Below are 24,013 nucleotides of genomic sequence, written 5' to 3' on the forward strand. Positions count from 1 at the left end.
GCTTGGAACGCGCATAGACGTGCTTCGCGACGGGCGCGGTGTTTGAGCACGCGTCAGGGTGATATATCGATGGTGACATGGTCTTCAACCGACAATGCATTGACGTAGGCGCGAATGTCGACAGGCGCCTTGAGCGCACCATGACTGTCCAGGTTCAAGCGCCATTGCATGGTCCGGCCGGCCAGCGCGTAGCCTAGCAGTCCTTTTTCCACCAGGTAGGTTTTCCCATCGCCGGCCATCAACTGCACCATGCTTATGCGTGCGCGACGACGTCCGCTATTGGTGACACGCAGCCACCAGCCTTCGGCATCCTGTCGTGCGTGCCAGGCCAGCGCCGGTGCTCCGGTTGCACCCTCCGGTTCGACGAATACCGGCACCGAGTAGCGCAGTCTTATCGTTACGCCATTTTCGTCGGCGCTATCGGCGGCAGGCAGTTCATCGATCAGTAGACGGTAGCTTTGCTCCTGGCCGGCATTGCTGTCATGGCTTAGAACCAACCGGACGTACTGTTCGCCGTGGGCGGGGATTTCGATCAGGGGCGGGCTGGCGACCAGGTCCTGGGTGGCCTGCATGTTGTCCTGGCCATTGGACTGGTCCCAGCGGAACACTCGTACCTGTCCGTACAGCGGTTGATCGCCGGGATTTCGCAAGGTGAGGGTGGCGGCGCCTTCGCCGTGCCTGAGCTCGATCATCACCGGAGAAATTTGCAGCGACGACGCGCGCCCGATGACGCAAAGCATCAGCATTCCCACCGCAAGCAGCAGGCGTCGCACCAGGGCGCCCGTACTCAGAAATAGACCGTTGCGGTAACGGTTGTCTGGTAAGTATCAGGTTTTGGCGTCGTTTGGGATGGCGCCTGGCCGTACACCGTGATGGACTGGGCCGCACCCGTTCCGGTTCCACCGACCGTATTGGTGCCCTGCGTATTGCCCCATATGGTCGTGTGGCCGGCGTCCTGGTATAGCTCGAAGCCAACCGTGGTGCTTGTATTGCCGACCGTTGTGCCGGCCATTAGTCGGCTGGCTACGGTTGAACCGCTCACTGTGCCGGCGTCCAGGCCGACATTGTAGGGCGTAGTGTCACTGCACGTGACGGACACCGTCGTCTGCTGATTGACGGCGGCCGACAGTACGCCGGTGGCGCCGAAATTCAACGGATTGGCGGTAATGCTGCAATTGGCCTGCAGCGTCAAGGTGGCAGTGAAGGTCGATGTAGCGGTGCCGTTACTATAGACGGCTGCGGCTAGCGGCGTCGGTAGGGTATCGGCGATCACAGCAACAGCTAACGCAAAGCACAGCAGATGGCGCTTCATGGAGGGCTCCCCTTGAGTTGCGGAATGGCTAGACAACATGCCCCCAAACGCACCACTTCCACATCGCTTCCTGAGCATGAATTGCATTATCTTTCCCGCATTTATAGGCTAGGTCAAGTATCGCCTGGCGATGGATTTGTGGCATGGTGTTTCGAAGCATCGCTCAAGGCCGATCGAACGTGACGGCCGCCTTGGCGTTACGCCACTTTCGTGTCCCTGCACCCAAGTCTTGCGATGACCACCTCGAAATTGTTGATCTGTTCCCAGATGCCGAGGAACTCGACCGTGTTCCGGTTACGCAGCCAGCCATACAGGATGCGCTCATCGCCGAAGCGCTTCACCATGTCAGTCAGCGAGATGTAGTCCTGCTCGTGGCGACTTGCGATGCCGATCTCGGCATACTGCACGACGATGCTGCGGTTCTTCAATATCGCTCCCATGACTGTCGGGAAATAGATGTTTTGCGACCGGTGAAACACCTTGCGTTGTGGTCGCGTTGTGACCACAATTAGATGTGTAATTTGTTCTGAGAGAGTGGGCTATGAGCGCCGCCGCCGACACCTATGTCCGAGCCCGAATCGATTCCGTCACCAAGGAACGCGCCGCCGTCGCCCTTGGAGCGATGGGGCTATCAATTTCCGACGCCATGCGATTACTAATGTTGCGGATTGCCGACGAACGCTGCCTACCTTTCGATGTGAAGGCGCCTAACGCCCCTACAGAGGATGCAGTTCCCCATGGTTTGTAGAGCAAAGGTGCGTTATGAGTAGTAAGCCCAAAAAAGTGATACACGGTGTTGAGCTGATGCCTAGGCCGATCATCCACCCGAAGAAGGTTGTAACCGTCGCCACTCCGGAAGGTCGGAGTGAGGTTATTCGCGCCGTCCGGAAAGTCATGGCCACACACGATAAGGTACTCAGGGCACTCAAGGATCGATGAATGTTGGATCTCGAATATGTGATCGCCGTACATGACGAAATCCTTGCGAAATACGGCGGCCTCCCTGGTTTTGCCAATGGTGGACGTGGTGGCGTTGAGGCAGCGATACAGCGTGTTGAAAACCACATTTTCTATGCCGACCTCAATGATGTCTTCGGCATTGCCGCAGCGTACGCGATAGCTATCGCCCGTGGCCATGTGTTCAATGATGCAAACAAGCGTACCGGGCTAGCTTGTGCGATGACTTACCTTGAGGCAGAAGGGATAGTTATTGGGGAGTTTTCGAACCTTGAAGAGGTCATGGTGGATGTTGCGCAAGGAACCGTTGATCAAGGGGATTTTGCCGAATATCTCGGTACGATCTGGCGAAGGTCACAAGGCGCAGAATAATTGGGCAAGCCACCGAGAGTGTCACATCAAGCCCGATCTGCCGCTGGTTCGCTAAAGGAATTCTGACACTCCCCAGAATAACGCGGTTTGGTCACGCAGTGAACTTTGGGACTGATGGAATTGTCGGCGGTTCCGGCTTACTCCAAGGCGGCAGCTGGTGACACGACTGCTTGTTCTACCCCGTGTTGCACAAACCCCGTTGAACGTGCAACACGAGGTGCTATTGAATAGCTGTCACCCCGAAATCGGAGTGACACCGTGCTCAAGCGAACCTGCTGCCCTGGTTGGGCCAAAGCGCATTCGCGCATCATGCAGACCGTACCGCGCATCGCGGCCACGGATCAGCACAAGACCCTCGCGGTCATCCAGGAAGTCAAAGAGCATCATCTCCGGCGCGCCAATGCCATTGCGCAGCATGCGGCGAATATCGCGTGGTGTGGCTGGGGCCGATCCGCGTGGCGGAGCTGCGCATGATTCGCGCCCGCAACGCATTGCGGCCAGATGCCGCCTGTCATTCGGCTGACGTACTGACACCCGTCGAGCGTGCCGCAGATCGCGAGAAGAAGCCGCACCATCCAAAGCCGCAGACGCAATCGGAACCGCGGCATGACCGGCAGCTCAAGTGGCGTGACGTGCCGGCGATCCGCGCTATTCTCCAGTCCCTGCTGAGGGTAGGCCGATGAACACCGTCCTTTCCGAGCCGCTGTTTGCCTCTACACACGCCGCGCTGACCTTCTGCCTAAACTTCGTGGAACAGCAGTACGATCGGCCATTGATGAATCGGTTGGCTTCGCCTGTCATAGGCAATGGCAAAGGCCTTGCCGGGATCGACGGATCTGCGCAAGCCGGTATGATCCGCGCTGAGCTGCGGCGTCTGGATCGCCTCGAAGAGTGCGCCCTTGTTGCACGTTGCGCACCGCCGTTTCTGCCCTGTAGTTGCGGTCATAGCTGCTGCAGTGGGCAGAAACAGCATCGCGAATGGGCGGACGCCGTTGGTGAGTTGGCGCGCGAGTTGAGGCACTCGGTTTTTCAAGATCGGGAGGTCAACATTTCGCTGCGGCGCGGCTATGTGATGAGGCACTTCACTTCCAAGAAATACCGTGAAGATGCCGAGGTAGTGGCCGAGCGATTCGGCATTGTGCGAAGCACCTTTTTTGCCCACTACGCGAAGGTCAAAACTCACTTGGCGAAGCTGGAAGACCGTGCCTATGACGCGCTGAATCAACGATTGCGAACGGGTGGTGTCGTAGGCGATCTGGATTAGATCGCTTGACATCGGACAAAAGCAGTCCAAAATACACCCCCAATCGATAGTCTCATAACTACGTCCGAAGCCCGCCAAGTGCGGGCTTCGCCGTTTCCGGAAGGCGCATTTGACGGATCTGAGCATTACATGGCGCCCGCTTGAGGTGCTGATTCCCTACGTCCGCAACGCGCGCACCCACTCTGATGCGCAGGTGGCGCAGCTCGCCGCCAGCACCGCTGGTCTTACTGATGACGATGCAGCGCCGGCAGTGGCCGAAGCCGGGGTGTCGCAGTCGGGGGATATCTGGATCTGCGGCGATCACCGCGTGATGTGCGGCAACAGCGCAAACGTGACGGACGTAGAGCAGTTAATGGACGGCTACAAGGCCGATCTCATCATCACCGACCCGCCGTATAACGTCGCATACCAGGGGAAACCGCCGATGCGCTGACCATCCAGAACGACAGCATAGGCGTGGAGGCGTTCTATCAGTTCTTGCTGGCGGCCTACGACGCCATGTTCAAGGCGGCGAAGGATGGCGCCGGTCTGTATGTGTTCCATGCAGACAGTGAAGGCGTGAATTTCCGCAAAGCCATGGCTGACGCCGGCTTCAAGCTGGCGCAGTGTTGCGTATGGGTGAAGCAATGCTTCGTGATGGGTCGGCAGGATTACCACTGGCAACACGAACCCGTGCTCTACGGCTGGAAGCCGATCGGCGCGGCTTATGGAGCTTGATCCGAAGTATTGCGACGTGATCGTGCGTCGCTGACAAGCGTTCACAGGGCAGCAGGCAGTGCTGGCCGCAGACAGGCGTGCTTTCGACATGGTGGAAATGGCGCGCGTAGAGGTCACCTATGCCGGGAGCGAAGGGTAAATCAGGCGGCAAGCGCTGCGGCGCCGGTCGGTCGGCATTTCTGCCGACACGGCAGCAGCGCGAACTGGTCGAGCAGTTGGCCGCGTTCGGCATTCGGCACGTGGATATCCCGCTGTTTATCAAGGATGCCGCCGGCAAGCCCATCACCGAGCCTACGCTCCGCAAGCATTTCGCTGAGGAACTCGATACCGGTCGCGTCAAGGCAAACGTCAAGGTTGCGCAGACGCTGTACAAGAAAGCACTCACGGGTGACACAACGTCGATGATCTTCTGGCTGAAGTGCCGCGGCGATTGGAAGGATGCCCAGCGCGTCGAGCTGACTGGCAACGCTGGTAGCCCGATCCAGAGCGTCAACATGACCACCGAAGAGTTCCGCGAAATAGCTAGGAGCGTCGCCGACGAGGTTTAAGGCATGTGCCCATTCAGTCCGCATGAGCAATTCGCGGCTGAGAGCATGGCGCGGGCCGATCTGTATTTCTTCTCGCGCTGGATGTTTCTGCAGCGCAAGCGATTCAAATGGCTGCGCGGGCCGCACCACAAGAGCATCTGTGACGCGCTGATGCGCGTGTTCTGCGGCGAGTGCAGGCGGCTTATCATCAACGTGCCGCCGCGCTACTCGAAAACAGAGCTGGCGGTGGTGAATTTCATCGCATGGGCGTTGGGCCAAGTGCCGGATGCCGAGTTCATCCATGCCAGCTACGCGGCCCCGCTGGCGGTCAACAACAGCGCGAACGTGCGTGCCTTGGTGCAGCACGAAGCGTATCAACGGATTTTCCCCGAATGCCGTCTGGCATCGGACGCAAAAAGTCACTGGACGACAGCAAAGGGTGGCGTGATGTACGCGGCCGGCGCTGGCGGCACGATTACCGGCTTCGGCGCCGGCAAGCACCGCGAGGGTTTTGGCGGCGCCATCATCATCGACGATCCGCACAAGCCGGATGAGGCAAGGAGCGATGTGATCCGACAGGGCGTCATCGACTGGTTCCAGAATACGCTGGAAAGCCGCAAGAACAGCAAGAACACACCGATCATCCTGATCATGCAGCGCCTGCATGAAAGGGATCTGTCGGGCTGGTTGCTGGATGGCGGCAACGGAGAAACGTGGGAGCACGTCTGCCTTTCAGCGATTCAAGACGATGGCTCGGCGCTCTGGCCGGAAAAACACACGATCGAGGATCTGCGCCGCATGGAGCAGTCCGCGCCGTATGTGTTTGCCGGGCAGTATCGGCAGCGTCCAGCACCACCAGAAGGCGGCGTGATCAAGCCGGACATGCTGGAGGTCATTGATGCCATCCCGGCCGGCAACCTCCGGTGGATGCGCGGTTGGGACTTGGCTTCGACCGTCGATGGTGATTACACCGCCGGCGGCAGGCTCGGGAAACTATCGGACGGCCGCTTCGTCATCGCGGACATGGTGCGCTTGCGCTGTGGACCCGACGAACGCGACACGGCGCTCATGAATACGGCGTCCCGCGACGGCCGCACGGTGCGTATCAGTCTGCCGCAAGACCCTGGGCAGGCTGGCAAGACGCAGGTGCTGTATCTGACCCGGAAGCTTTCCGGCTACCCGGTGACTACCTCGCCGGAATCGGGCGACAAGGTAACGCGGGCAGAGCCACTGGCGGCGCAGATCAACGTGGGCAATGTGCTGATGCTGCGCGGCCCATGGAACGACGCACTGATCAACGAAATGCGGCTGTTCCCGAATGGAGCGCACGATGACCAGGTGGACGCGCTTTCGCGCGCGTTCTCCGGATTGCTCGAATCGCATGACCCCGCGCAGGTGAAACCGCTGCGCATGTAATCCATTTACGCAGGTTCCGCTGTGAACTCACCCAACGTCCGATCCCTTTCGCCTGTTATGGAGGCGCAGTCCGAGTCATGGCCGATGATCAAGGCTTTGATGGGCGGCACTGCGGACATTCGCGCCGTCGGCAAAACGCTTTTGCCGAAGTGGCCGGGCGAAGACGGCGACAGTTATGCCGCGCGCTTGAAGACGTCGGTTTTGTATCCGGCTTTTCGGCATACGGTTTGCGTCAATGCGGCACGGCCTTTTGCAAAGCCTCCTACGGTCGTGGCAGAGAACATTCCCGAGGAATGGCTGAAAGACATTGACCAACTCGGCATGCCGCTGCCGGCGATGTCGAATGCGCTGCTGATCCATGCACTCGCGTATGGCTTGTGCGGCGTGCTGGTGGACTATCCGCCGGCGGAAGGTGTTCGCACCCGCGCGGATGAAAAGCAGGCCAGCTTTCGGCCGTATTTCGTCAGCTATATGCCGCAGCAGATCCTGGGCTGGAAGATGCAGGGCACGCGGCTGGTGCAGTTGCGCCTGCTGGAAAGCATCGAGGTCGATGATGGTCCATGGGCCACGAAGTGCATCGAACAGGTCCGCGTGCTCACCCCTGGTGCGTGGCAGACGTATCGCCCGAATCCGAACATCAAGGAGCAGTGGGACCTCTTTGCCGAAGGAAGTCATTCGCTGAAAGAGATTCCGTGGGTCTTTTTCTATGGCAACCGTCTCGGCTTCGGTCGTGGCGAATGCCCGCTGCTCGATCTCGCGTACTTGAATGTTGAGCACTATCAGTCCAGCAGCGATCAGCAGAACGTGTTGCATGTCGCGCGCGTGCCTATCCTTGTGGCAATCGGCTTTGGTGAATCAGAAATCAAGATAGGCGCATCGTCAGCCATCACCAGCGAGAACGAAAAGGCCTCGCTGACATACACCGAACACACCGGTGCTGCGATCGAGGCGGGCAAGCAGTCTTTGGATGACCTGGAAGACCGCATGCGCGCCATTGGTGCCGAGCTGATCGATCAGGAGCAGGCGCCCACGGCCACCCAGATCAACTCGGAGGACGAAGTTGCGCGCTCGCTGCTGCAGCAGATCGTCGAGCAGTTCGAAGAATCGCTGGAACAAGCCCTTAGCTTCATGGCTCAGTGGGTTGGAAAGCCCGCGGATGGCATCGAGGTGGAGTTGTTCAAGGCTTACGAACAGGCGCCAAGCACGGATGTGTCGACGCTGACGTCTGCGGCCAGTGCCGGTGCCATTTCCAAGCAGACACTGTTCGAGGAGCTAAAGCGACGCGACGTGCTCGCACCCGATCGCGAGTGGGCCGATGAAGCGACCCGACTCAAAGCAGAGGCGCCGGACCCTTCGACGGATCCGAACGCTGATCCAAACAGCAAACCGAAGGCCCCGTAACGGGGGGGCTTTTTCATGGCCGATACGCGGATGCGCTAAGCCGCTACTGGATAACAAACGATGAAACTCAAGACAGTCGAACTCAATGGCAAGCACTACGCCGAAATCACGGACGGCAAGCCGGTCTACGTGCACGACGACGGCAAGGAAATCCCTTTCGATGCCGTGCAGACCGTGGACACCATCAAGCGCCTCAACGGCGAGGCCAAGGGTCACCGCGAACGTGCGGAAACCGCCGAGGGCGCACTGAAGGTCTTCGAAGGCCTCGATGCCGCCGCGGCGCGTAAGGCGCTGGATGTCGTGAAGAACCTGGACGACAAGAAGCTGGTGGACGCTGGCGAAGTAGATCGCGTGAAGTCCGAGGCCATCAAGGCCGTCGAAGACAAATACGCACCGATCGTCAAGGAGCGCGACAAGCTGCAAGCCTCGCTGGTGTCTGAGAAGGTCGGCGGAAGTTTTGCGCGCAGCAAGATGATTGCCGACAAGTTGGCCATCCCAGCCGACCTGGTGCAGGCGCGCTTCGGCGAGCACTTCAGGCTCGAAGGCGAAAACGTGGTCGCCTACGACAAATCGGGCAACAAGCTCTTCAGTCGCTCCAGTCCCGGCGAGTTGGCGACATTCGATGAAGCACTTGAGATGATCGTCGAGCAATACCCCTACCGCGATTCGATCCTCAAAGGGTCTGGTGCCAGCGGCGGCGGCGCGCAGAACAACCATCCCGGCCATGCCGGTGGCAACAAGAGCATGCCGCGCGCGCAGTTCGACAAGCTCGATCCTGGCGCGCAGATGGCGCACGTCAAGGGCGGCGGAGCGATCACCGACTGATCACGCATTACTGCTGACCACCCATCAATACCACCCCGAGGCCGTTCAATCGAGCGGCCTTTTTCATGCCCGCAACGCGGATGCCGCGCGGGTGCTCGGGCCGGATGGCTCACGAACGCACTCCTGATCTTTCCGAACCCCGGAGTCATCCATGTCGAATACGCTTACCAGCCTCATTCCCGACCTGTACGAGGCGATCGATGTCGTCTCGCGCGAGATGGTCGGCTTCATTCCGTCGGTGACCTTGAGTGCGACCGCAGAACGCGCGGCGCTTAATGAGCCGATTCGCGTGCCGATCACGCCGGCAGCGGCTGCCGAGGACGTCACCCCTGGCCAGCTGCCGCCCGACGATGGTGATCAAAACATCGACAACAATCAGATCATCATTACCAAGTCCCGCATGGTGCCGTTCCGCTGGACTGGTGAAGAGCAGAAGGGCGTGGACAACCAGTCGCCGAATGGCGGTTATGCGCCGATTCGTCAGAACCAGATCCAGCAAGCGATTCGCACGCTGGTGAACGAGATCGACGCGAATGTCGGCACCCTTTTCAACACGGTGTCGCGCGCGGAAGGCACTCCTGGCACGACACCGTTTGCGACCGGCCTGACCGACACCGCGCAACTGCGCAAGATCCTTTCCGACAACGGTGCGCCGCTGTCCGGCATGCAGTGCGTGATCGACACGACCGCCGGCGCGAATCTGCGCAGCCTGACCCAACTGACCAAGGCGAACGAAGCCGGCACGGTGGAACTGCGCGCCCAGGGCAAGCTGCTGGAGCTGCATGGATTCACCCTGCGCGAATCAGCGGGCGTTGCCGAATCGGTGGCGGCTGGCTCCGTAACCGGTGCCGTTACTGCCGCAGGTGCCAAGGGGGCGACCAGTGTCACCCTGACCCCCCCGGCCGGTGGCGCTGTGGCTCTGCTGGCCGGCGATGTCATCACGCTCGCTGGCGATCCCAACAAGTACGTCGTGGCGCAAGCCGTCAACATCGGTGCTTCCACCAACGGCACCGTTGTGATCGGCGCACCGGGTCTGCGCGTGACTGCCGCTACCGCAGCGGTGACGGTGCTGGGTGCTTCGACCCGCAACATGGCGTTTGCGCGCTCGGCGATCGTGCTTGCCACCCGCCTGCCGGCTCTGCCGGAAGAGGGCGACATGGCGGATGACCGCACCATCATCGTCGATCCACGCAGCGGCATCGCCTTCGAGTTCGCGATGTACCGCCAGTACCGCCGTGTCCGCTACGAGGTGTCCATTGCCTACGGCTGGGCCAACATCAAGCCGGAACACTCCGCGCTCCTGCTTGGTTGATCCCATCGGTTGCGGGGTCTACGGCCTCGCAACCCTATCGAGGAAATGAACATGTCCAATTCCCTGTTGGTCGCCATCGAGAAAGGCGGCCAGACGTTGCGCGTGCACATCGATGCGCTCGAACAGCATCTGCAACTTGGTTGGAAGAAGGTCGAGGCTGAGGCTGAAAAGTTGGCCGCTGAGGTCGAGACTGAGCTCGAGGAAGTCGGTGCGGATGTCGAGAAGGGCGCGCAAAACGCTGGAGCCGCGGTGAAACGCGTCGGTCGGCGCGGCAATGCTGGCTCGGCCAATCCGGAGGCGTAATTCGCCATGGCATTGACCGCTCAGCAGGTCGCCGACGTGCGGCGCTTCGCCGGCTATCCGATGCTGGGCACGGACACGCCGGCGGATGATTCCCGCGACTTCGCCTACGGCTTCGTGTCGCCTGGTATCTGGCAAACGCTCTTTCACCGGTTGAACAACCTGACGCCGGAGAACGAAAACACGCTGATCACCGTCTACCTGACGAACCTCTCCACGCTGGAGACCGCCATCGTGAACGCCGCGGCGAATCTCGATACCGCGCAGGCGTCGGTGTGGGTGCATAACCCCACCGAAGTGCATGACCGGGAACGCTTGTTCGACAGCTGGCGCCGGCGCATGTGCGCATTCATTGGCATTGCGCCAGGGCCGGTGCTTGGTGCTGGTGGCGGTGCGCGCATCGTGCGTTGCTGATTTTTTCAGATTCCCAAAAAAGCGAAACCCCGCAGGGCAGCAACCTTGCGGGTTTCTCGTTTCAACCCTCTGCAGACTCAAAATGGATAACCAAGGCATTCAATTCGACGGCATGTTTTCGCCGTGGATGCGTTTCTGCATGGGGGTAGCCATCGTTATTGTTGCTATGGCAATGCTTTTGCTCGCATCAACGCCGCTTGTAAACGCCATCCGCTGGTGGTGATGAATGGATAGCTCAACCCTACAAACCAAGCTCTACGCCGGTTATGCAGCTGCGGCGAAGCGGATCGGCCAAGCGTTCACGCAGTACCGACCTGCAGCCGGAACGGCGGCACTCGCTGCCGGCAACGTGATCGGTACGGTCCTGGCTGCATTCGACGCAGGCACCTTCAATTTCGCAAAGGGCCAGGACTACGGCAAAGCCTCCTGGGAATGTCTCGCCGACGGCCGCGTGCTGCAGCCGGGTGATTACCTGAGCGGCAACAGCGGCACGTATTTCATCGCCGCCATGCAGCCGCTCGTGCCGATCCAGGCCGTGCAGTGCAATTGCACGGTAACGCTGTGGCGGCCACAGCAGCAGCCCGGTGTGGGCGCGCTGGGTTACGGCGGCAGCACGAAGAGCAACGAAACGGAGGTTGCCACCAGCTTCCCGGCATCGGTGCTTGCTGCAACGAAAACCGGGCACGCTCCCAACAACCTGCCGGGTGACGTTGCCGCGGCGTGGTACACGCTACTGCTGCCGGCACTCCCGGGTGGTGCGCAACTGCTCGCCCACGATGTACTGACGAATGACCTGGGTTATCGCTACGTCCTTTTGTCGGTCGAACTCTCCACGCTGGGCTGGCGCTGCTCGATGATGCAGGCGGAAACCTGATGGCCGATATCGATGACGTCACCACGGCGCTGGAGAACGCCATCGCAGCGGTGGTGTACCCCAATGGCACCGCGCAACCGTCGGCTATCGGCGTGCCCGCGGCGATCTACCCAGGCTGGCCCACCAGCTCACAGTTGGATGCCGATCTCCGTGTACTCGGCAGCGGCGGCAACGGCAAGATCCACATCACCATCTTCCCGCGCCCGCACGAGAAGAACACCACGCGGTTCCCAATGCAGTACACGGAGCATAGCTACAGCCCCGCGACGTTGGCGCTCTCCATCGCTGGCCAGCAGGTGACCATCAGCGGCGGCGTCAGCACGCCGCAGAACGTGGTGCTGATCGTGAGCGGCCAGATCTATACCTATGCGGTGCAGGCGTGCGATACGCTGCCGAGCATCGCGACGGCGCTGGCGCAAAAGATCGCCGGCGCGACAGCCGCTGGCGCGGTGGTTACGCTCCCGGCCACCGCAAGGATCACCGCGGTGCGGGCTGGCGGCAGCGGCACCATAATAGCGCTGACGAAACAACAGCAGCGCGAGTTCCAGATCACGATCTGGGCGGACACGCCGGCGCATCGAAGCGCGGCGGCTGGTGCGATCGACAGCGCGTTGTCTCCAATCATCTGGCTACAGCTGCCGGATGGCAGCTCCGGGCGCCTACGCTACGTGCAGACGCTGATCGACGACGTCAACCAAAAAGCTAGCCTCTATCGGCGCGACTTGATCTACAGCGTCGAATATAGCACTACCAACACCATCACGGCCACCCAGGTGGTTGCGGTCGAGCAAAACAACTCGCTGTCGATGCCTGATGGCACGACGGAACCGCTTTCCACGACCTACCAGTGAGGCACACATGACGCTTCTCCCCTTGATCGTTACGCAGCCCTTCGGCGACTACAAACACGGCGACCGCATCGACGATGAAGCCGCGGTGATGGATGCGCTGGAGCATCACCCGCACTTCGTGGTGCAGGTGCCAGGCGACGTGAAGTCTCCCGCCAAGGCCAAGACGACAGATGCTAGGGCCGGCGACGCGAAGCTCGCAGCCAAATAAATCCGCTCGTCACCCCTCTCTACTGAACCCGCCTCGTGGCGGGGTTTTTTATGCCCGGAGGAAGCATGTCTCAGATCGTTCAGCAGGGACAGATCAATACCACCGCGCTGGTGGTGCCGGATCTGTACGTCCAGATCATTCCGCCCGCCATTTCTCAACTCAATGGCGTCCCGTCCAACGTGCTTGGCATCGTCGGCACCGCGCCATGGGGGCCGGTCGGCGCGCCGGTTGTGTTCGGCAACATGGCGCAGTACTGGCAGAACTTCGGCAATATCCAGAACCGCAAGTACGACATGGGCACGGCCGTTGCTGCGGCGGTGCTGCAGGGCGCCAACAACTTCCGCGGTGTCCGCGTTACGGATGGCACTGACACCGCGGCAACGGCCACGCTCAAGGACGCCACATCGGCCATTGGCCTGACGTTGACCTCGACGTACACCGGATCGCTCGCCAACGGCGACATCGTGACGATTGCCATCGGCACTCAGGCGAATAGCTGGAAGCTGGTCCTGGCACGTCCCGGCATGACGCCGGAAGTCTTCGACAACATCGGTGGCGGCGCGAGTCCAGTGGTCGGAGCGGCACTTTGGGCCGCGCTGGCCAACGCGGTAAACCATGGCGTCGCCGGCATCCGCGGGCCGTCTGGCTTGATGGTGGCCGCGGTCGGTCCCAGTACGGCCGCGCCGGTGGTCAGCGCCGCGACCCTTGCGGGTGGCGCCGACGGTGCTACCACGATCAACGGCACCGTGTTGCTGGGTGTCGATGGCAATACTCGCAAGGGCATGTATGCGCTGCGCAGTGCCGGGTGTGCCGTGGCAGTGCTGACCGACTGCGACGATTCGACGACGTATGCAGCGCAGATCGCCTTCGGTCTGTCTGAAGGCATCGACATGATTGCCGTGACGCCGGCCGGCGATACGCCGGCGAATGCGGCCACCACCAAATCCACCGCCGGCATCGACGCCTACGACCTCAAGTTGCTGTTGGGCGATTGGGTGTACTGGAACGACACGGTCAATGGTCTGGTGCGCATGATTTCGCCACAGGGCTTCGTGGCCGGCCTGCTGGCCAATTTGGCACCGCAGTATTCGGCGCTCAACAAGCCGATCAGTGGCATCGTCGGCACGCAGCGCAGTTATGCCAACAACCCGTATTCGTCGGCGGAACTGCAGGTGCTGGGACAGGCCGGTGTCGATGTGATCGCGAACCCGTGCCCGGGCGGCAGCTTCTTCGGTTGCCGCTTCGGCCACAACAGCAGCTCGAACGCGGCGATCAATGGCGACAACTACACCCGCATGACCAACTACCTTGGGGCGACCTTTGCCGCCGGCATGGGGCAGTTCGTCGGCCGCCTGCAGTCTACGCAGCAGAACGATCCGACTCGCCGCGGCGTCAACGCCACGCTGAGCAACTTCCTGCAGAACATGCAGCAGCAGGGGCAGATCGACAGCTTCAGTGTGCAGTGCGACCTCAACAACAACCCGCCGTCGCGCATTGCCGCGGGCTATCTGCAAGCCGATGTGGCCGTGAAGTACCTGTCCGTCGTCGAGAAGTTCCTCGTGAACTTGCAGGGCGGCCAGACCGTTTCGGTGACCAAGGTCTCCACGCAATACCCGTGATTCGTCAGCCACCTTCGGGTGGCTTCTTTTTTCTCGAGCCCGGCCACGCGTCGGACATTTCGTTTTCGGAGACTCTCCATGCCGGCAAACAACCGCAACACGGGCCGCGACATCACGATCGACCTCGCCACCGCGAACGGTCCGCTTCCGTTCCCACCGACGATTCTATCGATCGACGCCAAACCCAAATACAAGACGATCGATTCCCATCCGATCAATGGCGTCCCGCAGGAGACGAACATTCCAGTCGGCTGGGAAATCGACATCGAGTTCGAGCGTGCTGGCCCGACATTCGATGCCTACGCCGCCGCGCTCGAAGCCGCTTATTTCAGTGGCCAGAACCTCCAGCCCGGCACGATCAACGAGACCATCCAGGAACCGACAGGCGGTATTTCCCAGTGGCGTTACACCAACGTCGTGGTGCGCCTCGACGATGCCGGCTCGTTCAAGGGTGATGCCCTCGTCCACCAGAAGGTTCGCGCCTTCGCGTCCAACAAGATCCAGGTGCAGTAATGAGCAACGACAACAACGTGAAAGTGCAGGTGCTGGACAGCGCCGATGTGAAGGCCGCTGGCACCGTGGCAGCGCCGAGAGAGATCACCGTCACGGATGCGCGCGGGCGCGTGATGGGCATTCGGAAGCCGCCGTTTTTGGCTCAGTTCGATCTGATCGAAGCACTTGGCGCCGCGGCCGAAAACAAGACTTTCATGGGCATGGCATCGTTGGTGATGTGGGTGAAAAGCATCGACGGCGAGTCGGTTTCCCTGCCGACATCCAAGCTGCAAATCAGGGCGCTCCTGCAGAGGCTTGACGAAGACGGCTACACCGCGGTCGCCGAGGGGATCGAGGCGCACTTTGCAGGTGACATCAACGAAGCCGAAGCGCAGACGTCCGTAAAAAACGCCTAAGGCACCCCGACTTTCGCCGCCGCGCATGGTTGGTGAGGTATGGGGTGCCATTTCGGCTCGCATTCGATTGGCCTGATAGCAGACCGCTGGCAGAAGCAGACATGGACGCTCTGTCAATCATGTTTGCGCAGTTCAACGGAGCGAAGTTCGATATACAGAACATGCGCTTTATCGAGGAAAAGTGATGCGCAAATTTCACTCATTCGCAGCTTTCGCTGACCATCTTGTCCAGCAGGCGGCTCAGGAAGTGGTTGCGCTGCACGAGGGCTTGGAGATAGTGGTGAGGCGCATCGAGCGTGACGCCAAGGATGAAATCGGCCATTACCAGGCAGCAGCCGGGTCGTTCCCGGCATGGGAGGAACTGGCTGACAGCACCGAGTTGGAAAAGGAGCGTCTTGACTATCCGCTTGACGCACCCTTGGAGCGAACACTTGCTCTGCAGGAATCGATCGGGCGCGAAGTCGGCTCGCTGGAGGGTGTCGTGGCCAGCGATTCGGACGTGATGGTTTACCAGGAGCTAGGCACTGAGCGCATACCGCCAAGGCCTGTCCTCGGGCCGGCGGCGCTGCGTAATGAAGATCTGATCAAGAGGGTAATCGGTGCCGCGGCAATCACCGGTGTGCTTGGTGGTGCCGCGCCGATGTTGCTGGGGGGCTACGACTTCAAGACGGAAGACAATCGCTAAAAAATGGAGCTGAGTATTGCCCAGGCAATTGTTCCTACGACCGCGGCAACACCCAAGCCAACCACGACACCAAGAATGCCCCAGATCAGTGTGGTGAAAAGCAAGATGCCTTCCTCGATCCAACGAGCGAAGGCTACCAAGCGTTGCCCGAATGATGGGCGTTGTTCCCACCGAACCACTTCATCGGGCCGCATCACCGGGTACTGAAAGGCCGATGACCGATCCGCCAACCATTCCCGAAAACGAATCCACCACGGAACTCTCGCCATGTTCGAAGCCTGGAAAATTGGGATACGTGTCAGCCTCGTAGACTACGCCAGTATCGGTCTTCGTGCCATGTCGGTGGCCTTCATCCGAACGGCGGGGGATGCAAAGAAGCTTGAGCAGCGGCTCGAAAGGATCAAAGGGCATTTCGTGGGTGGTGGCCTGGCGATAGGGGCTGGCGTTGGGATGATCACCGCCCTTGAGCCGGCAATGAAGGCGTCCCAGTCATGGTTGGAAACCACTGCCAAGCTGCGTCAGATGGGACTCGGGGATGTCCAGATTGCAGACGCACAGAAGTTCGTCAAGGCGTCAAACATCATCGCAACGTCGATGCAAGACCGCTACAGCGCATTCGCCGACTTGCAGGGTGCTTTTCGCGAATCTGGTATGCCGGGCATGAAGGCTATGGACGCCGCCAAGACGCTGATGCCATCGTTCACGAAGTACGACGTAGCCACCGGCATGTTGAGCGGCGAAAAGCAGCAACTTGCCGAATCGATGCGGCAGCAAATGAGCAAGGTCGTGGAATTGCGTGGCGGTCTCACTAGTTCGTTGCGTGCAAAGGAGATTGTGGACGCCGTATTCAAGGCGGTTCAAAGCAGCGGCGGGATGGTTTCTGCGCGCGACCTGCGCCAATTCCAGACGCAAGGTGGAACGGCGGTAACGCAGTTCTCGGACAGGGTCGTCATGGGACAGCTTGAGCCGATCATGGGTGAGTTTGGTGGTAGTTCAACGGGCACTGCTTTCCAGACGGCCTTTAATCGAACGCATGGCATTCTCAGTCTTGTGCCGAGCTTATTGGCGAATGAGGCAGTCAAACTCGGCGTGTGGGATAAACAGAAGCTCATTCCCGGAAATCGTGGTGGATTTCGTGTGAACGGCGATCCTTTGGATAAGGGGCTTGCTGATCTGGAGGCAAAAGATCCCACGCAGTTCGCCGAAAAATTGATGTCGATCTATCAGGCGCATGGTGTCAAGGATTGGACATCTATCGCTCGTGAAAACGAAATTTTGCTTGGCCGCACCGGTGGTAGGGTTTACACAAAAATGATGCAGCAGCTCCCGGTCATGATGAGGGCATCTGTTGCATACGATAAGTCGCTTTCGCCCGATCAGATACTCAAGACGCCGGAGGCCGCCAATCTGTTGGCGGTCACGAAACTCAAAAAGGCGTGGGAAGATTTCAATACAACTCTCGGCAACAGTTCGAACATCATGAACACTGTTGCATCGCGCTTGGGCAAGCTTACTGGTGTGCTGAAGTGGCTCAACACGGAAGCTGGTAAGCATCCGAAGATGGCTTCTTTCGCCGTGAATACATGGCTTGGCTTGACCGCCGGGGCAATGCTCGGCGGTGCCATGCGCATCTTGTGGGGTGGCCTTAAGTCGTTCCAGCTCATGGGTGACGCCGCAAAAGGCCTTGTCCGATGGACGAAGCTCTGGGCGATGGGTCGGCAGTTGAAGAACGGAGGGCGCACGATTGGCTTCTTCGAGAGCAAGTTCTGGAAGATTGTGGATGCGGTGAAGATCGCAGGTGGCGCTGTTTGGCGCTTAGGTGGCCGCCTGATCAATTTGGCGCGGCGCATCCCAATGGGATGGATGGGTCGACTTGGTCGTGGCTTCGTCTCTTTGGCGGGCCGTGCCGCTGGGCTTCTGTGCACACTACCCGGTGTCATTTCCGGTCTGGGAAGCCTCATTACGAAGCTCCCAGGTATGGCTGTCGGATTGCAGGCTGTCGCTGTGGCAGGCGCCGCCATTCTCGGCTGGGAAGTCGGCAAGCTGATCAACAAACACCTGATCGAAGGGACAACTGCTGGAAGAAAGTTCGGTGATTGGATCGGCAGTGCTGAGGCGCACGTCATGGCCTTCTTCGGTAGTAGCGTGGCACAAGAGGCGATCGATCGAGACGCGAAGGCCAAGCAGAGTATGCGGGAGACCGATCAGAAGTTGTACGAAATACAAGCTGCGCGAAATCTGAACCAGTGGCGCGCTCATTTGGCGGATTATTTCCAATCCCAGTCAAGCCAAACGGTCCAGGTGAATTCTAAGGTCTATCTCAACGAACGCGAGGTCGGTCGCGCTGTAACTCAGCACCAAACGCGCGAGGCGTCCCGACCGCAGACGGGTATGTCGTCGTTCGACAGCTCGATGATGCCGGGGCCGATCGGGTACGTCGGGGGATAGGGAGCAGCAAGTGCTCTCGCCACACCATGTTCAAATGGGTGTGCGCGGCTCAATGCCGTAAAAAACAACCTGTAGGGTGGTTTCGTTGCCACCAAAAAAGCGAAGCCCCGGCAGATAGAAATTCGCTACTTCTTCTCTCTGATGGACTTTCACCATTTACCTTTTGCCAGCTTGGCTGGCGCACTGGGTGGCCCCGAAATTTGCCCCGAAATTCTTACAAAGCCCGCCCAAAGGAATGCAGCACCGTCTCCTTGATAGGGCCGGTGCCGCCGGGTTGTAGTGTCACCCTGAACACCGTTCCCATGCCATAGGCCCCGCAGCTGGAAGTCGTGCCATAGAAATTGCTGTTCGCCCCCTCGATCAAGCCGGCCTGCGGATGAACGCCGTCGAAGCTGCCCGAATTGCCAAAGTAATACATCCCCGTCATCATGAAGGTGCCGTCGAGCTTTAGTCTCAACTTGAACACCGTTCCGAGGTTCTCCCCCCCCCCCCCCGCCGCTGTAAGTCGTGCCATAGAACGCGCCGTCTTTCCCTTGGATCAGCCCGGCCTGCGGATTCGAGGCATAGGGGGGCTGTCGAGAAGGTATACACGCACGTTTCCTTGAAGGTGCCGTCGAATTGTGGCGCCAACTTGAACACCGCCCCTCTTAAGAGGAAGCCGGCGGCGCTGGAAGTCTTGCCATAGAAATTGCCGTCTTTCCCCAGGATCAGGCCGGCCTGCGGGTTGATACCGTCATTTGCTTTGCCACTCAGACCGGCGGCATGATTCTCGACACCGACTTGAGGGGAAATCTGAAAAGTGGAAAGGGCATGAGCCGAGTTACTGTTCGACATGGCCGCTTCACCCGCGTGGCACACGATGAAAGGCGAAACGAATCCGACAATAACGCTCAACCTGAATGCTTGATAGAGCTTTGACATATGAATATCCAATTTGGAATATCCAATTTGGAATATCCAATTTGTGGTACGACTAGTGGCTAAGGGCTGGGCTGTTACGTTGAGACCAATGCTTTTATTATATCCACTACCATAAAGTTTGCTCCACTGTCAAGGATGTTTTTAGTCACGGAATCAGGGAAAACACATGCAATTTCACACGCGGGTGAACTCCATTATCAATGCATGCTTCGTGCTGCCATTCGCAGCTCTGTTCTTGCTTCTTGCGGCGCCGATATTGCGAACGGCCTTTGAAATCCTCATGGGCAAGTGATCCATGTCCCAAGTCACCCTTTCCCTTGGCGACATGACGTTCGGGGCGTTCGAAGTCCCCGAGTCCATACCGTGGGGCGGCGAGCAGGCATTGACCGTGCACGAGCTGGTCGGCGGCACGCGTGTCATCGATGCTATGGGGCGCAAGGATGCGCCTATCGAATGGTCCGGCATTTTCATGGGATCGACGGCCGTCGATCGCGCGCAGTACCTCAACACACAGCGCATTATCGGCCAGCCGTTGACGCTGACCTGGTCCAGCTTCAACTTCCTGGTGGTGATCCGCCGCTTCATGGCGAATTACGAGTTCGAGTATCGAATGCCCTACCAGATCACGCTGGAGGTCGTGCAGGACAACGCCACGCCGACAGTTGCCGGCGATGTGCCTGACATCGATGCGCAGCTCACGCAGGATATGAATACGGCCAACAGTCTCGGCAGCCAGATCGGTGACGGGCCGCTGTCTGGACTGCTGGGCACGCTGGGTTCGGCAATCGGCGCCGTTTCGAGCTTTGCCAATGTGGCACAGTCCGTTATCAGCAGCGTTTTGCAGCCGATTCAGGCAGTGCAGGGCCGTGTGCAGACGCTGATCGCTGCCGCCGATAACACGATGCTCAATGTAACAACCCTGGGCGGCGTTCTCCCGGCGAATACGGTCTCCCAGACGGTCGGACGGATGAGTGCGCAACTCAATGCCTACCAGCAACAACCCCTGCTGCTCAATCTCCGCAACGTGATGGGGCGCATGACGATAAACCTGGGATCGGGAGCGGGCGCGACGAGGTCGATGACGGTCGCCGGCGGCAACCTGATGCGGATCGCGTCGCAGACGTACAACGACCCCATGGCCTGGACGGGTATCGCCAAGGCCAATGGCCTGAACGACCCGCTGATAAGCGGCGTGCAGACGCTCCAGATTCCGAATCAACCGGACAACGCCGGCGGCGTGCTGAGCACTTCCTGACCCATGAGCAACCATCCATCGCTTGCGAACGGCACTGTGCGAGCGCCGCGGGGAATCGTGCGTGTGAATGGCCAGCAGATTGCTGGCTGGGCGGAGTGGGAGGTCGAAAGCCACACCTACCGAGAGTCGTCGACGTTCCGCGTGCTGCTGGTGCTGTCCGCCCTCGCGGCCCCGAACGATGAAGCTTGGTTCTGCTCGCAGACCACCATGACGGTGGAGGTGTATGGCGGCTTCCCGACCGATCCCAGCCATTACGGCGTATCCGATCTTGATCGGGTGCTGGTGGGGAATGTGGATGACATGCATTACGACCCAGTGCAGCGCACGCTGGAGCTGACGGGCCGCGATCTCACCTCACTGCTGATCGATGCGAAGACGACAGAGACGTTCTGCAACCAGACGGCGAGCCAGATCGCGACTACGCTGGCGCAGCGACATGGGCTGACGCCGGTAGTGACGGTGACGTCGGACATGGCCGGCCGCTATTACCAGATCGACCACATCCAGCTCACCGATGCGCACACTGAATGGGACTTGCTCACGTGGCTGGCCGCGCAAGTGGGGTATGTCGTCTATGTGAAGGCGCATGAACTGCACTTCGAGCCAGCACCGAATCCGTCAACGGCTCCCGTGTATCCGATCATGTGGACGCCGGCCGACACCACGCAGACGTTCCAGGCAACGGTCGAACAGCTCAGCTTCTCGCGCACGCTGACGGTCGGCAAGACCATGACGGTCACGGTGCGTAGCTGGAACCCAAAACAGCGGCACGGATTCAGCCAGACGTACCCGACCGGCCGGACCAAAGGCATTCGGCCAGGCACGGCTACCGCGCCGGCACAGCAGTACTTCCTGACCATTCCCAACCTCATGCCTGATCAGGCCGTGAAGCGGGCACAGGCCAAGTACAACGAGCTGATCCGGCAAGAGATGCGGATGTCGGTGGTCATGCCCGGCTACAGCGCGCTCACGATTGCCCACGTCATCCAGGTGACCGGCACCGGCACCGTGTTCGACCAGAATTACTTTCCGGAAAGCATCGTGCGTCGCATGGGTATCGACGAGAGCTATTTCATGAGCGTCAGCGCGCGAAATCACTCGAACGATGTGCAGGTGGCGGAATGAGGGGCATGCTCAATGTCATGCGCGGCCAGGCCGGTGCCGCGATGCAGAGACTTCGGTACGCCAAACGCGGCGTCGTTTCTGCCTATGACCCGAACACCTATCTGGTGAAGGTGCAATTCCCGTTCGACGATGGCGCACAGCCGGAAACTGGGTGGATTCCACTAGGCGCGCTTGCAGTCGGCAAGCAGTTCGGTATTTACGCGCCGCCATCGATCAATGATCAGGTGTTGGTGGTCTTCCAGGACGGTGCTCTTGAAGCAGGGATCGCTATCCAATGCATCTTCGATGACATTTCGCCGCCGCTGCCGGTGCCATCCGGCGAGATGTGGGCGGTGCATGCCAAGGGGCAGGTGTTCAAGCTTACCAACGACGGCCGGGCCACCTTCATGGACGGGCATGGCGCCTCTGTCGTGTTGAATGGTGACGGCACGATGACGTCGGCCGGCACCTGGACGCATCAGGGCAAGCTGACGGTGCAGAAGGACTTCACCGTGCAGGGTAATACGGCCGTGGCGGCGATCAAATCGAACAGCCACGACATCGGCAGCACGCACCAGCACATCAATAGCGGTGGCAGCGGCCTCGGCGGCGTGCCGCAATAAGGAATGTTTGTGGATCGGACCTTGTATGACCTCTCCCACTACTGGAGCGGGGATTGCAGCGCCGCGGCGAATGGCGATCTGCTGACCGCAAGCGATACGGAGCGTGCCAAGCAACGGATCCTGCGCCGACTGCTGACGAATCCAGCGCAGAAAGATGCCGCCGGCAACGTGACCGTGCATGGCGACTACATTTTCCATCCTGATTACGGTGCCGGACTTCCGCGCCTGGTCGGCTCGTTGGCCAGCCCGGCGGAAATACGCGCCCTGATTCGTGGCCAGATGCTGCTCGAAGCCAGCGTGGCACGTAACCCAGCACCGAATATCACGGTGACTTCGATCAGCGATGGCATCAGCGTGCAGATCAACTACACGGATGCGTCGAGCGGCACGCCCATCGTGCTGGCGTTCAACGTGAGCAAGTAGCGCTCGATCCTCATCACCCCATGCAAAGGCCCCGGGCGCGCAAGCGACCGGGGCTTTTCCGTTTCCGGCTTCGGACATGCCTCCTATCACATCCAAGAGCTTCACCCAGATCGTCAGCGATATCGCGACAGGGATACAGGGCAGGGTGCGCGCGCTGCTGGACTTCTCCGAAGGCTCGGCACTGCTCGCCGTATCCGAAGCCATTTCGGCAGTAGTGATCTGGCTGCAATCGCTGATCCTGGTGCTGCTCAACACGACGCGCGCGGCGCTATGTACTGGCTTCGACCTGGACAGTTGGATGGCCGACTATGGCCTGACACGCATCCAGGCGACACCGGCGACGGGGCAGGTCACCTTCGCGCGCTTTACGCCGACCATGCAGGCGACTATTGCGGTGGGCACGCAGGTCCAAACCGGCGACGGCACACAGTCGTTCACGGTGATCGCCGATGCGACGCAAGCGGCATTCAATGCGGCGCTGAATGCCTACATCATCCCCGCGGGAACCCGCAGCATCTCCGCGACGGTGATGGCGGTGACGGCCGGCACCGGTGGCAATGTATCGGCCGGTTCGATCAGCCAGGTCGGCCAAGCATTGCCCTACGTCGACACGGTGACGAATCCGTCGCCATTCGCGAACGGCGAAAACGCGGAAACCGATGCTGCTTTCCGTACCCGCTTCATTTCCTACTTGGGCAGCCTTTCCCGGGCGACGAAAACCGCCATAGGCAACGCGTTGTTGTCGATGCAGACCGGTGTCAGCTACACGCTGGTCGAGAACCAGGCGTACAACGGCATCGCGCAGCTCGGTTTCTTCTATGTCGTTGTGGATGATGGCTCCGGCCACCCGAGTTCCACGTTCCTCTCGACGGCTTACAACGCGATCGACGCGGTGAGACCCTTCACCGTGTCGTTCGCCGTCTTCGCGCCTGTCACGATGACGGCCAACGTGGTCATGTATGTCACGGTGGCCTCCGGCTATGACCCCGTAGCGACGAAAGCGGCAGTGCAAGCGGCGACGCAGACCTATCTCGCGTCCCTGACGCTTGGCCAGACGTGTGCGTACACCAGACTCGCCCAGGTGGCCTATGACGCATCGCCAGGGGTCACCAATATCACCGGCCTCACGCTCAATGGCGGGACCGCTGATCTTGTCGTGACGAATCAGCACCGACTTCTTCGGGCTGTCGCTGCCAAGGCAAACCGGTGAAACGGACGATTCGTTCCAAACGCGGATTCTGGCAAACCTGTTCCGCGAAAAAGCGACGCGGCACGCG

The 24,013-nt window shown here is 60.0% G+C and carries 33 protein-coding genes and 1 pseudogene; 26 read left to right on the plus strand and 8 right to left on the minus strand.

Annotated features, from left to right (window positions below):
* Positions 1 to 53 precede the first annotated feature (53 nt).
* The 3 genes from EO087_RS00135 to EO087_RS00145 form a co-directional block, all read right to left on the minus strand.
* Positions 54 to 773 carry a molecular chaperone gene (locus tag EO087_RS00135; RefSeq protein ID WP_205744392.1) on the minus strand — a complete coding sequence of 240 codons (720 nt, stop codon included), beginning with the start codon at positions 771 to 773 and terminating at the stop codon, positions 54 to 56.
* Positions 774 to 787: 14 nt separating this feature from the next.
* Complete coding sequence (locus EO087_RS00140; RefSeq protein WP_128897075.1) at positions 788 to 1,312, minus strand: spore coat U domain-containing protein; 525 nt, start codon at positions 1,310 to 1,312, stop codon at positions 788 to 790.
* Positions 1,313 to 1,509: 197 nt separating this feature from the next.
* The gene (locus EO087_RS00145) at positions 1,510 to 1,740 is read right to left on the minus strand and encodes a KilA-N domain-containing protein (RefSeq protein WP_205744393.1); all 231 of its coding nucleotides are present in this window, start codon (positions 1,738 to 1,740) and stop codon (positions 1,510 to 1,512) included.
* A 113-nt stretch (positions 1,741 to 1,853) separates the two neighbouring features.
* Between EO087_RS00145 and EO087_RS00150 the strand changes: the two are divergent.
* Positions 1,854 to 2,045, plus strand: a pseudogene (locus tag EO087_RS00150) (type II toxin-antitoxin system RelB/DinJ family antitoxin); the annotation flags it as partial.
* A gap of 206 nt (positions 2,046 to 2,251) precedes the next feature.
* Complete coding sequence (locus EO087_RS00155; RefSeq protein WP_128897077.1) at positions 2,252 to 2,641, plus strand: type II toxin-antitoxin system death-on-curing family toxin; 390 nt, start codon at positions 2,252 to 2,254, stop codon at positions 2,639 to 2,641.
* 234 nt (positions 2,642 to 2,875) lie between these two features.
* Here EO087_RS00155 and EO087_RS00160 read toward each other — a convergent pair whose 3' ends face one another.
* Complete coding sequence (locus EO087_RS00160) at positions 2,876 to 3,058, minus strand: hypothetical protein (RefSeq protein ID WP_128897078.1); 183 nt, start codon at positions 3,056 to 3,058, stop codon at positions 2,876 to 2,878.
* Between the two features lie 53 nt (positions 3,059 to 3,111).
* On the opposite strand from EO087_RS00160, the gene EO087_RS00165 reads away from it, so the two are divergent.
* A complete protein-coding gene (locus EO087_RS00165; RefSeq protein WP_164931716.1) occupies positions 3,112 to 3,324 on the plus strand; it encodes a hypothetical protein in 213 nt (70 codons plus the stop codon).
* Between the two features lie 56 nt (positions 3,325 to 3,380).
* Here the strand turns inward: EO087_RS00165 and EO087_RS00170 are convergent, their stop codons facing one another.
* Positions 3,381 to 3,917 (minus strand): hypothetical protein, encoded by a 537-nt coding sequence (locus tag EO087_RS00170; protein ID WP_128897080.1) that lies wholly within the window; start codon positions 3,915 to 3,917, stop codon positions 3,381 to 3,383.
* Between the two features lie 97 nt (positions 3,918 to 4,014).
* Between EO087_RS00170 and EO087_RS00175 the strand changes: the two genes are divergently transcribed.
* The 17 genes from EO087_RS00175 to EO087_RS00250 all read left to right on the plus strand — a co-directional run bounded on the left by EO087_RS00175 (position 4,015) and on the right by EO087_RS00250 (position 15,962).
* Positions 4,015 to 4,338: a DNA modification methylase gene (locus EO087_RS00175; protein ID WP_128897081.1), complete on the plus strand. Its 324-nt coding sequence runs from the start codon at positions 4,015 to 4,017 to the stop codon at positions 4,336 to 4,338.
* A 23-nt stretch (positions 4,339 to 4,361) separates the two neighbouring features.
* Positions 4,362 to 4,622 carry a site-specific DNA-methyltransferase gene (locus tag EO087_RS00180; RefSeq protein WP_128897082.1) on the plus strand — a complete coding sequence of 87 codons (261 nt, stop codon included), beginning with the start codon at positions 4,362 to 4,364 and terminating at the stop codon, positions 4,620 to 4,622.
* A 119-nt stretch (positions 4,623 to 4,741) separates the two neighbouring features.
* Complete coding sequence (locus EO087_RS00185) at positions 4,742 to 5,170, plus strand: hypothetical protein (RefSeq protein WP_205744394.1); 429 nt, start codon at positions 4,742 to 4,744, stop codon at positions 5,168 to 5,170.
* Between the two features lie 3 nt (positions 5,171 to 5,173).
* Positions 5,174 to 6,565, plus strand: coding sequence for a phage terminase large subunit (gene terL, locus EO087_RS00190; protein ID WP_128897083.1), 1,392 nt, complete (start codon positions 5,174 to 5,176; stop codon positions 6,563 to 6,565).
* 84 nt (positions 6,566 to 6,649) lie between these two features.
* On the plus strand, positions 6,650 to 7,966 hold the full coding sequence (locus EO087_RS00195) for a DUF4055 domain-containing protein (RefSeq protein ID WP_164931717.1): 1,317 nt from the start codon (positions 6,650 to 6,652) through the stop codon (positions 7,964 to 7,966).
* 60 nt (positions 7,967 to 8,026) lie between these two features.
* Complete coding sequence (locus EO087_RS00200; RefSeq protein WP_128897085.1) at positions 8,027 to 8,791, plus strand: DUF6651 domain-containing protein; 765 nt, start codon at positions 8,027 to 8,029, stop codon at positions 8,789 to 8,791.
* Positions 8,792 to 8,942: 151 nt separating this feature from the next.
* Positions 8,943 to 10,103 (plus strand): P22 coat - protein 5 family protein, encoded by a 1,161-nt coding sequence (locus tag EO087_RS00205; RefSeq protein ID WP_128897086.1) that lies wholly within the window; start codon positions 8,943 to 8,945, stop codon positions 10,101 to 10,103.
* 51 nt (positions 10,104 to 10,154) lie between these two features.
* Positions 10,155 to 10,406 (plus strand): hypothetical protein, encoded by a 252-nt coding sequence (locus tag EO087_RS00210; RefSeq protein WP_128897087.1) that lies wholly within the window; start codon positions 10,155 to 10,157, stop codon positions 10,404 to 10,406.
* A 6-nt stretch (positions 10,407 to 10,412) separates the two neighbouring features.
* Positions 10,413 to 10,817, plus strand: coding sequence for a hypothetical protein (locus EO087_RS00215; protein WP_128897088.1), 405 nt, complete (start codon positions 10,413 to 10,415; stop codon positions 10,815 to 10,817).
* Between the two features lie 82 nt (positions 10,818 to 10,899).
* Positions 10,900 to 11,040 carry a hypothetical protein gene (locus EO087_RS16075; RefSeq protein WP_164931718.1) on the plus strand — a complete coding sequence of 47 codons (141 nt, stop codon included), beginning with the start codon at positions 10,900 to 10,902 and terminating at the stop codon, positions 11,038 to 11,040.
* 3 nt (positions 11,041 to 11,043) lie between these two features.
* The gene (locus EO087_RS00220; protein WP_128897089.1) at positions 11,044 to 11,691 is read left to right on the plus strand and encodes a hypothetical protein; all 648 of its coding nucleotides are present in this window, start codon (positions 11,044 to 11,046) and stop codon (positions 11,689 to 11,691) included.
* The gene (locus tag EO087_RS00225) at positions 11,691 to 12,542 is read left to right on the plus strand and encodes a hypothetical protein (protein WP_128897090.1); all 852 of its coding nucleotides are present in this window, start codon (positions 11,691 to 11,693) and stop codon (positions 12,540 to 12,542) included. Before EO087_RS00220 ends, EO087_RS00225 begins: the two co-directional genes overlap by 1 nt.
* Before the next feature lie 7 nt (positions 12,543 to 12,549).
* The gene (locus tag EO087_RS00230) at positions 12,550 to 12,750 is read left to right on the plus strand and encodes a hypothetical protein (protein ID WP_128897091.1); all 201 of its coding nucleotides are present in this window, start codon (positions 12,550 to 12,552) and stop codon (positions 12,748 to 12,750) included.
* 65 nt (positions 12,751 to 12,815) lie between these two features.
* Positions 12,816 to 14,369, plus strand: a complete 1,554-nt coding sequence (locus EO087_RS00235; RefSeq protein ID WP_128897092.1) for a phage tail sheath C-terminal domain-containing protein — start codon at positions 12,816 to 12,818, stop codon at positions 14,367 to 14,369.
* Positions 14,370 to 14,447: 78 nt separating this feature from the next.
* A complete protein-coding gene (locus EO087_RS00240) occupies positions 14,448 to 14,882 on the plus strand; it encodes a hypothetical protein (RefSeq protein WP_128897093.1) in 435 nt (144 codons plus the stop codon).
* Positions 14,882 to 15,277 carry a hypothetical protein gene (locus EO087_RS00245; protein WP_128897094.1) on the plus strand — a complete coding sequence of 132 codons (396 nt, stop codon included), beginning with the start codon at positions 14,882 to 14,884 and terminating at the stop codon, positions 15,275 to 15,277. Before EO087_RS00240 ends, EO087_RS00245 begins: the two co-directional genes overlap by 1 nt.
* Before the next feature lie 184 nt (positions 15,278 to 15,461).
* Positions 15,462 to 15,962, plus strand: coding sequence for a hypothetical protein (locus EO087_RS00250; RefSeq protein ID WP_128897095.1), 501 nt, complete (start codon positions 15,462 to 15,464; stop codon positions 15,960 to 15,962).
* On the opposite strand, the gene EO087_RS00255 is transcribed toward EO087_RS00250, so the two are convergent.
* Positions 15,959 to 16,231, minus strand: a complete 273-nt coding sequence (locus tag EO087_RS00255; RefSeq protein ID WP_128897096.1) for a hypothetical protein — start codon at positions 16,229 to 16,231, stop codon at positions 15,959 to 15,961. The genes EO087_RS00250 and EO087_RS00255 overlap by 4 nt on opposite strands.
* Between EO087_RS00255 and EO087_RS00265 the strand changes: the two genes are divergently transcribed.
* A complete protein-coding gene (locus tag EO087_RS00265) occupies positions 16,230 to 18,410 on the plus strand; it encodes a hypothetical protein (protein ID WP_240669088.1) in 2,181 nt (726 codons plus the stop codon). The two genes, EO087_RS00255 and EO087_RS00265, sit on opposite strands and share 2 nt — an antisense overlap.
* A 214-nt stretch (positions 18,411 to 18,624) precedes the next feature.
* Here EO087_RS00265 and EO087_RS00270 read toward each other — a convergent pair whose 3' ends face one another.
* On the minus strand, positions 18,625 to 18,876 hold the full coding sequence (locus tag EO087_RS00270; RefSeq protein WP_128897099.1) for a choice-of-anchor tandem repeat GloVer-containing protein: 252 nt from the start codon (positions 18,874 to 18,876) through the stop codon (positions 18,625 to 18,627).
* Positions 18,864 to 19,331, minus strand: a complete 468-nt coding sequence (locus tag EO087_RS00275) for a hypothetical protein (RefSeq protein ID WP_128897100.1) — start codon at positions 19,329 to 19,331, stop codon at positions 18,864 to 18,866. The genes EO087_RS00270 and EO087_RS00275 overlap by 13 nt, the downstream gene beginning before the upstream one ends.
* A 295-nt stretch (positions 19,332 to 19,626) precedes the next feature.
* Between EO087_RS00275 and EO087_RS00280 the strand changes: the two genes are divergently transcribed.
* From EO087_RS00280 to EO087_RS00300, 5 genes are all read left to right on the plus strand, one after another.
* The gene (locus EO087_RS00280; RefSeq protein ID WP_128897101.1) at positions 19,627 to 20,586 is read left to right on the plus strand and encodes a hypothetical protein; all 960 of its coding nucleotides are present in this window, start codon (positions 19,627 to 19,629) and stop codon (positions 20,584 to 20,586) included.
* 3 nt (positions 20,587 to 20,589) lie between these two features.
* On the plus strand, positions 20,590 to 21,711 hold the full coding sequence (locus tag EO087_RS00285; protein WP_128897102.1) for a contractile injection system protein, VgrG/Pvc8 family: 1,122 nt from the start codon (positions 20,590 to 20,592) through the stop codon (positions 21,709 to 21,711).
* A gap of 17 nt (positions 21,712 to 21,728) precedes the next feature.
* Positions 21,729 to 22,313, plus strand: coding sequence for a phage baseplate assembly protein V (locus tag EO087_RS00290; RefSeq protein WP_128897103.1), 585 nt, complete (start codon positions 21,729 to 21,731; stop codon positions 22,311 to 22,313).
* 21 nt (positions 22,314 to 22,334) lie between these two features.
* Positions 22,335 to 22,736: a phage tail protein gene (locus EO087_RS00295; protein WP_128897104.1), complete on the plus strand. Its 402-nt coding sequence runs from the start codon at positions 22,335 to 22,337 to the stop codon at positions 22,734 to 22,736.
* Between the two features lie 76 nt (positions 22,737 to 22,812).
* Entirely contained in the window at positions 22,813 to 23,946 is a 1,134-nt protein-coding gene (locus EO087_RS00300; RefSeq protein ID WP_128897105.1) for a baseplate J/gp47 family protein, read from the plus strand.
* Positions 23,947 to 24,013: the final 67 nt, after the last annotated feature.

The sequence above is a fragment of the Dyella sp. M7H15-1 genome (assembly GCF_004114615.1).
GTDB lineage: Bacteria > Pseudomonadota > Gammaproteobacteria > Xanthomonadales > Rhodanobacteraceae > Dyella_B.